The 13,176-nt window shown below is 58.4% G+C and carries 14 protein-coding genes; 11 read left to right on the top strand and 3 right to left on the bottom strand.

Annotated features, from left to right (window positions below; translation table 11 throughout):
• Positions 1 to 537: 537 nt before the first annotated feature.
• Complete coding sequence (locus tag BUC26_RS04355; protein WP_073373613.1) at positions 538 to 903, top strand: CGGC domain-containing protein; 366 nt, start codon at positions 538 to 540, stop codon at positions 901 to 903.
• Positions 904 to 943: 40 nt separating this feature from the next.
• Here BUC26_RS04355 and rbr read toward each other — a convergent pair whose 3' ends face one another.
• Both rbr and BUC26_RS04345 read right to left on the bottom strand, forming a co-directional pair.
• Positions 944 to 1,519, bottom strand: coding sequence for a rubrerythrin (rbr, locus tag BUC26_RS04350; RefSeq protein WP_073373612.1), 576 nt, complete (start codon positions 1,517 to 1,519; stop codon positions 944 to 946).
• A gap of 11 nt (positions 1,520 to 1,530) precedes the next feature.
• On the bottom strand, positions 1,531 to 1,722 hold the full coding sequence (locus BUC26_RS04345; protein ID WP_073373611.1) for a ferredoxin: 192 nt from the start codon (positions 1,720 to 1,722) through the stop codon (positions 1,531 to 1,533).
• Here BUC26_RS04345 and BUC26_RS04340 point away from each other — a divergent pair.
• A complete protein-coding gene (locus BUC26_RS04340; RefSeq protein ID WP_073373610.1) occupies positions 1,721 to 1,972 on the top strand; it encodes a hypothetical protein in 252 nt (83 codons plus the stop codon). The two genes, BUC26_RS04345 and BUC26_RS04340, sit on opposite strands and share 2 nt — an antisense overlap.
• A gap of 138 nt (positions 1,973 to 2,110) precedes the next feature.
• On the opposite strand, the gene BUC26_RS04335 is transcribed toward BUC26_RS04340, so the two are convergent.
• Positions 2,111 to 3,481 (bottom strand): sigma-54 interaction domain-containing protein, encoded by a 1,371-nt coding sequence (locus BUC26_RS04335; RefSeq protein WP_073373609.1) that lies wholly within the window; start codon positions 3,479 to 3,481, stop codon positions 2,111 to 2,113.
• Positions 3,482 to 3,745: 264 nt separating this feature from the next.
• Here BUC26_RS04335 and BUC26_RS04330 point away from each other — a divergent pair, with 264 nt between their 5' ends.
• The 9 genes from BUC26_RS04330 (at position 3,746) to BUC26_RS04285 (ending at position 13,098) form a co-directional block, all read left to right on the top strand.
• Complete coding sequence (locus BUC26_RS04330; RefSeq protein ID WP_143165906.1) at positions 3,746 to 3,991, top strand: sulfurtransferase TusA family protein; 246 nt, start codon at positions 3,746 to 3,748, stop codon at positions 3,989 to 3,991.
• Positions 3,992 to 4,036: 45 nt separating this feature from the next.
• Positions 4,037 to 5,359 carry a (Fe-S)-binding protein gene (locus tag BUC26_RS22645; RefSeq protein ID WP_084540442.1) on the top strand — a complete coding sequence of 441 codons (1,323 nt, stop codon included), beginning with the start codon at positions 4,037 to 4,039 and terminating at the stop codon, positions 5,357 to 5,359.
• 64 nt (positions 5,360 to 5,423) lie between these two features.
• The gene (locus BUC26_RS04315; protein ID WP_073373605.1) at positions 5,424 to 6,296 is read left to right on the top strand and encodes a methylenetetrahydrofolate reductase; all 873 of its coding nucleotides are present in this window, start codon (positions 5,424 to 5,426) and stop codon (positions 6,294 to 6,296) included.
• A gap of 179 nt (positions 6,297 to 6,475) precedes the next feature.
• Positions 6,476 to 9,517, top strand: coding sequence for an FAD-dependent oxidoreductase (locus BUC26_RS04310; protein ID WP_073373604.1), 3,042 nt, complete (start codon positions 6,476 to 6,478; stop codon positions 9,515 to 9,517).
• Positions 9,517 to 9,936: a hydrogenase iron-sulfur subunit gene (locus tag BUC26_RS04305; protein WP_073373603.1), complete on the top strand. Its 420-nt coding sequence runs from the start codon at positions 9,517 to 9,519 to the stop codon at positions 9,934 to 9,936. The genes BUC26_RS04310 and BUC26_RS04305 overlap by 1 nt, the downstream gene beginning before the upstream one ends.
• 50 nt (positions 9,937 to 9,986) lie before the next feature.
• Positions 9,987 to 10,655, top strand: coding sequence for a methylenetetrahydrofolate reductase C-terminal domain-containing protein (locus BUC26_RS04300; protein WP_073373602.1), 669 nt, complete (start codon positions 9,987 to 9,989; stop codon positions 10,653 to 10,655).
• Entirely contained in the window at positions 10,652 to 11,578 is a 927-nt protein-coding gene (locus BUC26_RS04295; protein ID WP_073373601.1) for a methylenetetrahydrofolate reductase, read from the top strand. Before BUC26_RS04300 ends, BUC26_RS04295 begins: the two co-directional genes overlap by 4 nt.
• Before the next feature lie 37 nt (positions 11,579 to 11,615).
• The gene (locus tag BUC26_RS04290; protein WP_073373600.1) at positions 11,616 to 12,002 is read left to right on the top strand and encodes a response regulator; all 387 of its coding nucleotides are present in this window, start codon (positions 11,616 to 11,618) and stop codon (positions 12,000 to 12,002) included.
• Between the two features lie 112 nt (positions 12,003 to 12,114).
• Entirely contained in the window at positions 12,115 to 13,098 is a 984-nt protein-coding gene (locus tag BUC26_RS04285) for a hypothetical protein (protein ID WP_073373599.1), read from the top strand.
• The last annotated feature ends 78 nt before the right edge of the window (positions 13,099 to 13,176 follow it).

The raw sequence follows: 13,176 nt of genomic DNA, 5'->3' as shown, positions 1-13,176 counted from the left end.
CTCACGTTCAAAGGACGTCTTGGTGTCCTCCTCCGACCAACTCGGGAAAACGGATTTTCACATACCTCCGTGATTAAAAGTCACAACAAACAATGAAAATCGTCATTGCTGCCGGAAGGGCTGGCCGGTCCTGCCTCCGGCTGCTGCGCTGCGGCCTGACCGCCGGTTACGGACGCCTTGTCCGCAACCCTTCGGGCCTGATTCTCCGTCCAGCCGGGCCTTCGCGATGCATCCTCCGACAGAACCGGCCAGCCCGGGGAACACTGAGGTTCACGGAATAAACGGCGGACAGATTTTACATATCTGACTGCCGCTTCCTGTTAGTGGATGTCCTGTCCGTCGCCCTTCGGGCCTGATTCTTCGGCCTGTCAGGCCTTCGCGATGCGGCTTTCGGCAGGACCGAGCAGCCTGGAAGGCTGTTTCCCGCTAAACAGGTTGCTGATTTTATTGATGCAAGTGAGACAAAAGCGCTTGTCGGCAGGTCCGGGTCAGTGGTAGGATGTGTGCATTGGCACATTAAAACAAAGGAGGTCTGTCGTGGAGAAGATACTGATCGTTGGTTGTAAAAATACCATGGATGATGTCTGCATCGGTTGTTCCCGTTGTCTGGTGGCCTTCAACCGCCGCCAGGGGGTGTTTGAGATTTACGAGGGGGTCGAGGCGGAGATTGTCGGCATGGTCGGGTGCGGGGGATGTCCGGCCCCGGCCATCGTCACGCGGCTGATGCAGGTGAAGTTGTGGAACGACCCGATGAAAGAAAAGCCGACGGTCATCCACATTGCTCCCTGTATTGCCGAACAGTGCCCGTACAAGGATGACATCATGAAGAAAATCAAGGCAAAGGCAGGCGTCAGGGTGATCGAGGGAACTCACCCGTACGTACCCGCAGACATCTTTGCCTGACACCGTCCGGGTGCAGGTGGCCGGTTACCGCACCGGCCACCTACCAGTTCGTTTCGAGCAGCGCGAAGTAGCCCTGTGGCCTGACGCAGGCCGGGCATTTGTCGGGAGCTTCCCGGCCACGGTGCAGATAACCGCAACCGAGGCATTTCCAGACCTGGTCGTCACTGCGGGCAAAAACCCGGCCATCGGAGATATTGTCGGCCAAGCCGCGAAACAGCTTTTCGTGGTGCCGTTCGGCAACGCTGATCGCATCGAATGTATCCGCTGCCCGGGCCAGTCCTTCGTCGTGGGCGATCCGGGCAAACTCCCGGTACATTTCTTCGTGAACGAAGCGCTCGAGTTCGGCGGCGGAGAGCAGGTTGGCGCGGGTATCCTCGATGACGCCGGCCGGAAATCGCCAGGTGATTTCCAACTCCCCACCGTTGAAGAACTTGAAGAAACGCAATGCGTGCTCGTATTCCTGAGCGGCTGTTTCATCAAAAATGCGGGCGACCTGAATATAACCATCCTCTTCGGCCCGTCGGGCAAAGAAGTTGTACCGGGTGCGGGCCTGGGCCTCTGCCGAGTAGGAAATCAGCAGGTTGCGGGCGGTCCGGCTTTTTCTGAAGGAGCCCATCGAAGGCCGGCCTATTCCTCGATTTCGATGGCGTCGGCGCCGCATTCGCGAGCCGCCTGCCGAACGATATCCTCCAGATGGGCCGGAATCACATCGTACTTGACGACCGACAGTAATTTGTCTTCATCGTAGGCAAATACTTCAGGGCACAGTTTGTTGCAGTTGCGATCGCCCATGCACTGGCTGGTAATCGTTGCTTTCATGCCGATCTCCCTGTTGCGGCGGCCGATGCCGCCGATGACGGTAATACTGCCGGGGAGCTTGAAAAATCGGAATTTCGTTCAAGATCGAGGCGCGCATGAAAATTTTTCCGCAGGTATAGATGATATTCCGAGGATAAAATTTGATTGCGCAACGATGAAGTTGGGCGAAATGGAAATTTTTCAAGGTTCCCTGCTGATTGAAGTCAGGACTGTCCTGTGTTTTATCGAAGGAAGTTCAATCAGTCAATGAGAACTTTTCTCCGGGAGGTTTATCCTCGCAGGGCTCGCGCCGTCTGTGATGCTGTTTGAGACAATGACCTTGTCAACGGACAGAGTGCCTCCGCCGACGGTGGAATATCGGCAGGTCGGTGATTCGGCAGCCGTAATGTCAGCGCCGGGGTGAGATTTGGTAGCGCTTCATCCGATTCCACACGGTAACCCGGGAGATACCGAGCATCCGGGCAGCCTGGGACTGATTGCCGTTGCATGTGTCGAGCGCTTCGAGCAGCTCCTGCCGTTCGATTTCCTGCAGATTGAAAGCGGTCCGCTTGGCGGGGGGCAGCTGTCTTCTCTCGCCGGTAATGGTTTCCGGAAGGTGATTGGGGTGGATGAGCGAATTGTGACAGGTGACAAAGGCATACTCCAGCGCACCGCGCAATTCCCGGACATTGCCTGGCCAGGTGTGATGCATCAGTATTTCCATGGTGTCTTCGCGAATGCCGTTGATTTCCTTGTCGGTTTTCAAGCGCAGTTTGGTGACGAACGATTCGGCGAGCAGCGGGATGTCCTCGACCCGTTCCCGGAGCGGCGGCAGGAAGATCGGAATGACGTTGATCCGGAAGTAGAAGTCCTGTCGGAATAAGCCCTTGCCGACTAGTGCCGGCAGATCCTGGTTGGTGGCGGAAATGATGCGCACGTCGCTGGCGATCGGCGTGCTTGAGCCGACCCGCTCGAAGGTTTTCTCTTCGAGGACCCGGAGCAGTTTGATCTGCGTCGGCAGCGGCAGGTCGCCGATCTCGTCGAGAAACAGATCACCCTGATCGGCTTTCTCGAAACGGCCGACCCGATCTTTGTAGGCGCCGGTATAGGCTCCGCGGACGTGGCCGAATAACTCGCTCTCCAGCAGCGATTCGGTGAGGCTGGCGCAATTGACTTTGACAAACGGCTTGTCCCGGCGACCGCCGATCTCGTGGATGGCTCTGCTAACCAGCTCCTTGCCGGTACCGCTTTCTCCGTAGATGATGACCGGCGCATCGGAATGGGCGGCATTATCGATCATGTCGTAGACCCGGTGCATGGCCGCCGAAGAACCGACGATGCCGTGGAACTGGTTCTCGCTGGACAGCTGTTTGCGAAACGCCTCGAGTTGGTGCTCCTTTTCAATGATTTCGGTCAGATCGGTGATGGTTGCCACCGTGCCGATGGTATGGTTCGAGCCATCGCGCAACAGTGCGGTATTTTTCAGGGCGTGGATCAGGGAGCCGTCCTTGCGGCGGATTCGGCACTGGTGCTGGGTTGCTTCGCGCTGCGGTGCCAGGCAGATGTCGGTGGCTTCCTGCTCCTGCTCTTCCTGGCGGCAGGTGTCGCAGTCCAGGATACGGCAGGAATTACCGATCAGCTCCTCACGGCTATAGCCGGTGATTTCCTCGAAAGCCCGGTTGACTGAAACGATGGCCCCACCGGTATTGATAATCATGATTCCGTCGCGAATGGTGTTGACCACCGTCTTCCAGAATCCTTCCAGCTCTCGCCCGATCATCAGTCCACCTGTTAAGGATTAACACCTGTTCATGCACATGCCTTTAACACTTTAACACCTGATGAACAATGTGCAGCGGTGCCGGCTGCTATTCTAACAAATCACAGGCCGTTGGGAAACACCGTAATATGCCGGCCAATGATGGTAATCAGCAGAAAATTCTAGAAGAAATTATCGCTGACGTTCTCCATCAACAGAACTGATGGAGAGCTGGCCCGGTTGTTGCGTTCACCAGCGATATGGTTTTCCAAGGAGTACCGAGCAGTGACTGACAAGCCTCATATTATCATGGACCTGCGTAATTTCGTGTCGTGGGTGGCACTGTTAAAGATCACCCAGGTATTTGACGCGATGGCCGTGTCCGATGTGCTGGAGATCCGCGGCGCCGACCCCGACACCAAGCAGGACCTATTCAAGATCCTGCCAGCATCGGCATATGAGGTATTGACGGTGGACGATCAAGAGGGAGCGGGAGGTTCTTTTCAGGTCCGCATCCAGAAACGGACCTGACGAGCAGCCCTGCCGCAAGATTCGATAAACCGAAAGGATAAGCAGATGGGCGAAACCAGCATTGCAATCAAAGGAAAGAAACGGTCCTCGTTCAAGGACAAGGTCAAATCCATTATTCCCGGGGGCGGCAATCTTGATCTCTGTCTGACCTGCGGCGCCTGTGCCTCGGGTTGTCCGGCCTCCGGCCTGGAGAACATGGATCCGCGCAAGTTTCTGCGGATGTGCGCGATGGGCCTGGACGAGGAGGTGACTACCACCCCTTGGGTATGGATGTGCACCATGTGCCAGCGCTGCATCTATGTCTGCCCGATGCAGATCGATATCCCGCAACTCGTCTACAACGCCCGTGCCGCGTGGCCGCGCGACGCTCGCCCCAAAGGCATCCGCGATTCGTGCGACATGGCTATGCGCAATGATTCCGGTTCGGCCATGGGCACCGCACCCGACGATTTCGTCTTTGTCGTCGAGGATGTGCTGGCCGAATATCAGGAGGCGCAGCCCGAGTTCAAGGATATGGTGGCGCCGATCGACAAGCCGGGGGCCCACTTCTTCCTCAACCAGAACTCCCGGGAACCAAACACCGAACCCGATGAACTGGTACCATTGTGGAAGATCCTTCACCTGGCCGGGGTCGACTGGACGTATGGCAGCCGCGGTTGGGCGGCCGAAAACTATTGCATGTTCCTGGCCGACGACGATTGCTGGAAACACGTCATCAAGGTCTCGGCAGAGCAGGCGGACCAGCTGGGGTGCAAGGTCTTTCTCAATACGGAATGAGGGCACATCACCTTCTCAGTCCGGGCCGGACTGAAAAAATTCAATATCGACCACAAATTCGAGGTCGCCTCGATCTATCAATACTATGCCAAGTGGATCCGTGAGGGTCGCTTGAAAGTCAACTCGGAGTGGAACCGGGAACGCAAGATCAAGTTCACCATCCAGGATCCGTGTCAGATCGTACGCAAGAGCTATGGCGATGCGGTTGCCGAGGATCTGCGCTTTGTCGTCAGGTCGGTGGTCGGTGCGGAAAACGTCATCGAGATGACCCCGAACAAGTCCAACAACTATTGTTGCGGTGGTGGCGGCGGCTTCCTGCAGTCGGGTTTTACCCAGGGCAGGCATGATTACGGCCGGCTGAAATTCGAGCAGATTATCGCCACCGGTGCCGATTACTGCATTGCCGGCTGTCATAACTGCCATGCCCAGATCCACGACCTGGCGCACCATCACGGCGCCGCCTACAATACCGTGCATATCTGGACCCTGATCTGCCTGTCTTTGGGCATTCTCGGCCCGAACGAGCGCGCCTACCTGGGGGACGACCTCAAGGACGTCGACGTATTTCACCCCGAAACGTCCCTGTACTAGCGACTGTCATGCATCCGGGGCAAGTGATTATTCAGTCAGCTCTTATCTGGAGGGAAAGAATCATATGAGTTTCTCAAAGCGATTAACAGCACACGAATTTGTCGTTCTGGCCGAGATGCACACCCCGAAAGGGGTCAATATCACCGGGCTGGTCAATGACGCCCGGCGTATCAAGGGCAGGATCGATGCGGTTGTCGTTCCCGACATGGACAACGGCATCATGCGGATGAGCGCCCTGGCCGGTGGTGTCCTCATGCAGCAGCAGGGTATCGAGGCGATCATCCACATCTATTGCCGGGACCGCAACCGCATGGCCTTGCAGGGCGATCTGCTGGCCGCTCACGTGCTCGGCATCCGCAACGTGATGGTGACGCACAGTGAGGAGATGAGCCAGGGGGATCACCGCGAGGCCAAGGAGGTCTTCGATCTGAACGAGGTCGAACTGGTCCGGACTGTCGGCGAATTATGCGGGGGGCAGGATCTGAGCGGCTTCGAACTCGACGGTTCGCCCGATTTTACCGTTGGTTGCACGGTTGCTCCCTATGCGGACGAGGCGGCTCTGGCCGGTGAGCTGCAGGCGGCAGCCGACAAGGTGGCCGCTGGGGCGAAATTCGTCATTACTCCGCCGGTCTTCGACCTCGATCACTTTCAGTCGTTTCTGGCACAGGCCAAAGGCTTGGGCGTACCGGTCATCCCGACCGTGTTTTTGCTCAAGTCCCTGGCTATCGCCCAGTATATCGCCCGAAGCGAACCGGGTGCGAAAATATCCGAGGAGTTGGTCCGGCGGATCCGCAAATCGTCCGACCGGGAGGCGGAAGGTTTGAAGATCGCCGGCGAGACCGTCGCCGCTCTCAGAGACATGGCCCAGGGGGTCATGCTGCAGACGCTGGGGTGGGAACACAAGCTTCCCATCATCCTCGATCATGCCGGATTGTAGGGGCGCCGTGACAACCAGTGTTCGAATCGGCACCGGGCAACCGGCCCTTATCCTCACCCTCATGAAAGAAGATGGCATTGTAGAGCGTAACTGAGCTGGCCGACCCGCCCACCGTGGACACCACATGCTGAGGGCGGCGGCGCAGCGGACTTCTACGAGGCTGTCCAGGACAGGTACCAATGCAAAACACGAATCTATCGCAGACGAGTAATCGAGTGCTGATTGTCGGCGGCGGCCTGGCAGGCATCCGCGCCGCCCTGGATCTGGCTGAGGCGCAGAAAGATGTCATCCTTGTCGATACGGCGGAAAACATCGGCGGGCTGATGACACAGCTGGATCGGACCTTTCCGACCAATAACTGCGACCTCTGCACGCTGGCCCCGAATCTTTCCGAGAGCGGTCGCCAGGAACACATCACGCTGATGCCGATGACCACGCTCCGGGAAGTGACCGGCGAGCAGGGTGATTTTATCGTCACGCTGGAGACGGCGCCGCGCTATATCAACCTCGAACGTTGCACCGGTTGCGGTGAATGTTTTCAGGCCTTTCCCGAATGTGTCCGCTTTACGCCGGGACTCGACCACCGGGCGCCGACCTGTATGCGCTATCCCCAAGCCACCCCGCAAGCCTTTTCCATCGATCTGGCCACGTGTGCCGACATCGAGGCACTGGTCAAGGTCTGTCCGGCCGGGGCCATCGTACCCGACGATATCGGCAGCAAGGGCAACGTTGCCTGCGGCGCCATCGTGCTGGCACCGGGGGCCTCGTTGTTCGATCCGAGCGGTCTCGACAATCTCGGTTATGGAGAATTACCCGATGTCGTCACCTCGCTTGAATACGAACGGATCCTGTCCGCTTCCGGTCCGACCGGTGGGCGACTGCTGCGGCCGTCCAACGGCCAGCCGCCAAAAAAAGTGGCCTGGATCCAGTGTATCGGTTCACGTGGACTGCAAAAAGGGGCTGCGCCTTATTGTTCCGGCGCCTGCTGCATGTTCGCCTTGAAAGAGGCGATCGTCACCCGGGAGAGATTTCAGGAAGATACCGAGACGACGATCTTCTACATGGACATGCGAACGTTCGGTAAGGATTACGAGCTGTATTACCAGCGGGCGAAAAACGAGTTCGGCGTGCGTTTCATTCACAGTCGGCCGCACAGTATCCTGCGCCCGGAGGGGGCCGAGAACCTGCATCTCTCCTACACTACCGACGATTCACCGGTGCTGATCAACGAGGATTTCGACATGGTCGTGCTGGCCACCGGTTTCCGTATCGGCGAAGAGGCCCGACAGCTGGCAGCCGTCTGCGGTATCGAGCTCAACGATGATCATTTCCCCATCCATACCGGGTTGAACCAGGTGGCTACCAGCCGTCCCGGCATCTATGTCGCCGGCACTTTCCAGGCCCCCAAGGATATTCCGGAGACCATGGTACAGGCCAGCGCCGCCGCCTGCTTAGCCGGTCACGACGTCAGCTCGCCGGACCGTGAGCAGGAGATTCCCGAACCGTTGCCCCCAGAGCGTCACCTGGTTGGCGAGGAGCCAAGGGTCGGCATTTTTGTCTGCGATTGCGGCGAGAACATCGGCGGAGTCATCGATGTTGAAGCTCTGGTAGCCCGAGTCGGTGCCTTGCCTCACGTGACGGTGGCGCAGGCGGCGGGACACGGCTGCAGCCGCGAGTCGATGGAGCATATTCGCGCCACTATCGAGCAGCAGGGTATCAACCGGGTGGTGATCGGCGGTTGCTCGCCCCGCACCCACGAGGCCAAGTTTCAGGATTTGTTGCGCCGGGCCGGCCTCAACAAGTACCTGCTGGAATTTGCCAATATCCGTGATCAGGCCACCTGGGTTCATTCCCATCAGCCTGAAAAAGCGACGAAAAAGGCCGAAGAGCTGATCCGGATGGCGCTCGGTGCGGTGCTCAATGCCCAGCCCCTTGCCGAGCACCGGTTGCCGATCAATAAAAATGTTCTGGTCATCGGTGGCGGTGTCAGCGGAATGACCGCGGCGCTGGAGTTGGCTGAACAGGGGCTCAAGGTCTACCTGGTGGAACGAAACGCGCAACTCGGCGGCCTCGCCTCCCGAATTCACCGGACCCTGGAAGGGGACGATGTGCAGGGCTTTGTCGCCGACCTGGTGGCGCGGACGTCTACTCATGACAATATCGATGTCATTACATCGGCAATCATTGTCGATCATGGCGGCATGCCCGGTCTGTTCAAGACCGGCATGCAGGTCGGCAAGCAGCTGTTCTACCGGCAAATCGAGCACGGGATCACGATCCTGGCCACCGGTGCTATGCCGCATCGGCCCGATCTTTTCCTGCTCGGCAGGCACGAGGATGTCAAGACACAGCTGGAGACCCAGCAGCTGCTGGAAGAACGGCCTGAACTCGTTCGCGACTGGGAGAATGTGGTCATGATCCAGTGTGTCGGGTCGCGCACCGAGGACAATCCCAATTGCTCGCGCATCTGCTGTCAGACAGCGGTGAAAAATGCCTTGCGGATTCTTGAAATCAATCCCGAGGCACGGGTCTTCGTACTCTACCGCGACATGCGCACTTACGCTTTCCAGGAAGAGTACTACCAGCAGGCCCGGGCAAAGGGTGTAATTTTCGTCCGTTACCATCAGGACCGGCCGCCGCAAGTCAGTGAGGTCGGCGGCAAGCTGGAAGTCGTTTACCAGGATATCATCCTCGGCCGGGAGGTACAGGTCAGCACCGATTGTCTCTGCCTGAGCACCGGTCTGATCGCCGAGCAGGACAACACCGAGGAACTGGCGATGATCTTCAAGCTGCCGCGCACCCACGATGGCTATTTCCTGGAGGATCACATCAAGCTGCGGCCGGTCGACCTGCCGGTCCCCGGTTTTTTCGTGGCTGGTACCGCTCATGCGCCGAAGACCATCGCCGAGAGCCTGGTGCAGGCCCGCGCCGTTGCCGCCCGCGCTCAGACCATGCTGGCCAGCGATTATATTAGCCTCGGCGCAGCGACCGCCCGGGTCGATTCGAAGCTGTGTGCTGCCTGCCTGATCTGTGTGCGGGCATGCCCGTTCGGCGTGCCGTTCATCAATGCCGACGGCTACTCAGAGATCGATCCGGCCAGGTGCCACGGTTGCGGCGTCTGTGCCTCGGAGTGTCCGGCCAAAGCCATCCAGCTGATGCAGTTCGAGGATGACCGGATTCTCTCGAAACTCGAACAACTTTTTGAAGAGGTGGAAGGATAATGGAATCATTTGAACCCGTCATCGTGGCCTTCTGCTGTCACTATTGTGCCTATACGGCCGCAGACATGGCCGGCAGCCAGCGGCTGCCCTATCCGTCGAACGTCAAGATCGTTCGGGTCCCCTGTTCCGGTAAGGTCGATGCGCTGCATATCCTCAAGGCCTTTGAAAAGGGAGCGGACGGAGTCTATGTGGCCGGTTGTCTGGAGGGTGATTGCCATTTCAAGAACGGCAACGACAAGGCGGCCAGGCGCGTTGACTACGTGAAGCGCTATCTCGAGGAGATCGGCATCGAGAGCGAGCGGCTGATGATGGTTCGCATGTCGGCCGGCATGGGTGCCCGATTCGCCCAAGTGGCCACCGAAATGACCGAGAAGATTCGCCGGCTCGGCCCGAGCCCGATCAAGGCCGCAGCCGCATAAGGCGGCGACGGCGACTATCTGAGCCGACTATACAAGGAGAGTGAATCACCATGATTACGGCGGAACGAAAACCTTTGGAAGAGATTATCGATTACGTCAAACCCTTCAAGCGCATCTTGCTGCTCGGTTGTAACGAGTGTGTCACGGTCTGTGCCGCCGGGGGTAGAAAAGAGGTCGGCCTGTTGGCCTCGGGCCTGCAGATGGCCATGCTCAAGGCCGGATCGAGCATCGAAATCCGCGAGCATACCCTGGAGCGCCAGTGTGATCCGGAATATGTCGAGGAGCTGGTGCCGATGATCGACGGCGCCGATGCCATCCTGTCCATGGCTTGCGGCTGCGGGGTGCAGCAATTGGCCATGCGTTTCAAGGACAAACCGGTCTTCCCGGCGGTCAACACGAAGTTCATGGGTGGCTCGCAGCGTCAGGGCGTCTGGGACGAGCGCTGTCAGGGCTGCGGCGATTGCCTGCTCGGCATCACCGGCGGCATCTGTCCGATAGCCCGTTGCGCCAAGCAGCTGATGAACGGGCCGTGCGGTGGGTCATGCGACGGGAAGTGTGAAATCGGCGAGGATGTCGAATGCGCCTGGCATTTGATCTGGGAGCGTCTCAAAGCGCTCGGCCTGCAGGATCGTTATCTCGAGATCATGCCGGCCAAGGACTGGCGACCGGCGGGTGGTGCCGGGCCACGCAAGATTATCAGGGAGGATTTGGCAGAATGAAAACCGACAGCTATTTGGAAAAAGTATTGGCCGCAGGCCACCTGGCCGTCACTTCGGAATGCGGTCCTCCTCGCGGTGCCACGGCCGCTTCTGTGCAGGACAAGGCAAAATATCTCGATGGCGTGGTCGATGCGGTGAATATCACCGACAACCAGACCGCCATGGTGCGCATGTCCAGTTTTGCCGGTTCGGTGCTGGTCCGGCAGCAGGGTATGCACCCGCTGTTGCAGATGGTTACCCGGGACCGCAACCGGTTGGCGATGCAGGCCGATATTCTCGGCGCGTACGCGCTCGGCATCAATACCATGCTCTGCCTGTCCGGTGATCATACAAAGTTCGGTGATCATCCGATGGCGATGAACGTCCACGATATCGACTCCATCCAACTCATCCAGATGGTCAAAACGATGCGGGATGAAGGGAAGTTCCAGGGTGGTGCAGAGATTAAAGGGGCACCGAAGATGTTCATCGGTGCGGCCGCCAACCCCTTTGCCGATCCGTTCGAGTTGCGGGTGATGCGGCTCGCTAAGAAGATCGCCGCCGGTGCCGATTTCATCCAGACCCAGTGCATTTTCAATATCGAGAAATTCGAGCGATGGATGGAGGGAGTGCGCAAGATGGGGTTGCACAAGAAGTGTTACATCCTGGCCGGGGTGACACCGATGAAGTCGGTCGGGGCGGCGCGCTACATGAAAAACAGGGTGCCCGGCATGGATGTGCCGACCGAACTGGTCGAGCGGATGGGTTCCGTCGAGAAGGAAAAGCAACCGGAAGAGGGGATTGCCATCTGCGTGGAGACCATCGAACGCCTGAAGCAGGTCGAAGGTGTCGCCGGTTTCCACATCATGGCCATCGACTGGGAAGAAAAAGTGGAAGAGATCGTCAAGAAAGCCGGGCTTTACCCGAGACCTCAGGTCCAGTAGAGCATCAAGGCCGATAATTATCTGCAGAGGAGTCATTATGAGCGACAAAAAACTCATCCTGGTTGTCGATGACGACATCGATCTGGTCGAGGCCCTGGCCATGAAGCTGGAGAGCCTCAACTATGCCGTGGCCAAGGCCTATGATGGCGTTGAAGGGTTCGACAAGATCAAATCACGACGTCCGGACCTGGTTATTCTTGACGTGATGATGCCGCGCAAGGACGGTTATCAGCTCTGTGACGAGTTGAAAAAATCCGATGAGTACAAGGACGTTCCTGTCATTTTACTGACCGCGGTGACCGATGCCATCAGTTCTACCAACTATACCCATATGGGCGGTAAGACGACACTGGCGGACGATTTTGTCTCCAAGCCGATCGACTTGGACAAATTGATGGAGATCGTCGAAGACAATCTGCGCTAACCTCTCTCCGGCCCCACCGGCACAACTGTGGGGCCGGATCTTTGTCCGGGACAGTCTGCAGATCGTTGGGGGGACGGCCATCGAAGCAACGGAGAAATTCAGGATCGGCGGGTTGAAATTCAGCGACGAACAGGCGCTGATCCGTCTGCCGGAACAATTGAGTAGAGTTGCGGCGGTGCCGGCGGTGTTGTCGGCACTGCTACAGCAGAAGATCAACCTGTCGTTTTTCTGCGCAGACCATACCGGCCCGTCGCACGTCGGATTCTGCCTGGCACGGGAGGATTTGCCCCGGTGCCGGGCGGTGCTCGAGACGATGGTTCCCGCCGGCGGGCCGCAGCCCGATGTTGCCGATTCGGTCGGCACCCTGATCATCTTTCCTCATCAAGGCAAACTGGCGGTGCTCGGCCGATTGCTCGGTGTGTTCGGTCGGTGTCGGTTACCGTTGCTTTCTCTCTGTTCTTCGTTGTCCGGATTGGCGGTCAACACCGGCTTTTCGCTGCTGGAGTCGGCCGCAGCGGCAGTTCAGGAAGGATTTGTGCTGCCGGACAATCATGCGCCGTTTCAGTCGGAGCCGGAGGCATGCCCAAACGACGGTTCGTTGCCGATGTCGTTGACGACCCCGGTGGAGACAGCGGCATCCTATTGGGAGCCGATGATCAGGATCTACGGGATATCCAGGGTTGCCGGGCTCAGCGTAACCAGCGTGGACTTCTCCGAAACGGAACTGGAACCTCTGGGCGAGGCACTGCAGGCTGTGGCGAACGGTCAGGGTCGGTTCAACATGGCCATCATACAGCGCTTAGCCAACCGCCGTTTCCGCCTGGTGCTCTTTGACCGCGATGGGGCGTCGGGTTCCGTCCTGCCACTGCCGGCGAGGACCGATCGCGGCAGCTGTGAACTGCTCACCCTGCACGGCCCACATTTTCAGGATCGCTACGGCGTTGCCCACGCGGCCGTCAACTCGCTGCACAACCATGGGGTTCTTGTGTGGGCGGTCGGCTGCACCGGCTCCAGCATTTATCTGGTCGTCCCGGCGCAGACCGGCGAGATGGCGGCCCGAGCGTTGACGGACGTCTTTATCGTGCCGAAGGTATGAACAGACGAGGTGGCCGTTGTGCCGGCCGAACTGAAGAGGAGCTTGAAAAGAGAGTGGGACGCAGGTTTGTCCGGAAAT

Origin of the sequence: Desulfofustis glycolicus DSM 9705, assembly GCF_900130015.1 — a bacterium.
Lineage (GTDB): Bacteria > Desulfobacterota > Desulfobulbia > Desulfobulbales > Desulfocapsaceae > Desulfofustis > Desulfofustis glycolicus.
Note: the sequence above shows the minus strand (reverse complement) of the source record. Positions and strands in the feature narration are given on the sequence as shown.

Bases quoted from the DNA above. Each gene is read 5' to 3' on its own strand.
- rbr (WP_073373612.1), bottom strand. From the start codon at position 1,519: ATGGGCTCCTTCAGAAAAAGCCGGACCGCCCGCAACCTGCTGATTTCC.
- BUC26_RS04340 (WP_073373610.1), top strand. From the start codon at position 1,721: ATGCCGATCTCCCTGTTGCGGCGGCCGATGCCGCCGATGACGGTAATA.
- BUC26_RS04345 (WP_073373611.1), bottom strand. From the start codon at position 1,722: ATGAAAGCAACGATTACCAGCCAGTGCATGGGCGATCGCAACTGCAAC.
- BUC26_RS04335 (WP_073373609.1), bottom strand. From the start codon at position 3,481: ATGATCGGGCGAGAGCTGGAAGGATTCTGGAAGACGGTGGTCAACACC.
- BUC26_RS04315 (WP_073373605.1), top strand. From the start codon at position 5,424: ATGAGTTTCTCAAAGCGATTAACAGCACACGAATTTGTCGTTCTGGCC.
- BUC26_RS04310 (WP_073373604.1), top strand. From the start codon at position 6,476: ATGCAAAACACGAATCTATCGCAGACGAGTAATCGAGTGCTGATTGTC.
- BUC26_RS04305 (WP_073373603.1), top strand. From the start codon at position 9,517: ATGGAATCATTTGAACCCGTCATCGTGGCCTTCTGCTGTCACTATTGT.
- BUC26_RS04300 (WP_073373602.1), top strand. From the start codon at position 9,987: ATGATTACGGCGGAACGAAAACCTTTGGAAGAGATTATCGATTACGTC.
- BUC26_RS04295 (WP_073373601.1), top strand. From the start codon at position 10,652: ATGAAAACCGACAGCTATTTGGAAAAAGTATTGGCCGCAGGCCACCTG.
- BUC26_RS04290 (WP_073373600.1), top strand. From the start codon at position 11,616: ATGAGCGACAAAAAACTCATCCTGGTTGTCGATGACGACATCGATCTG.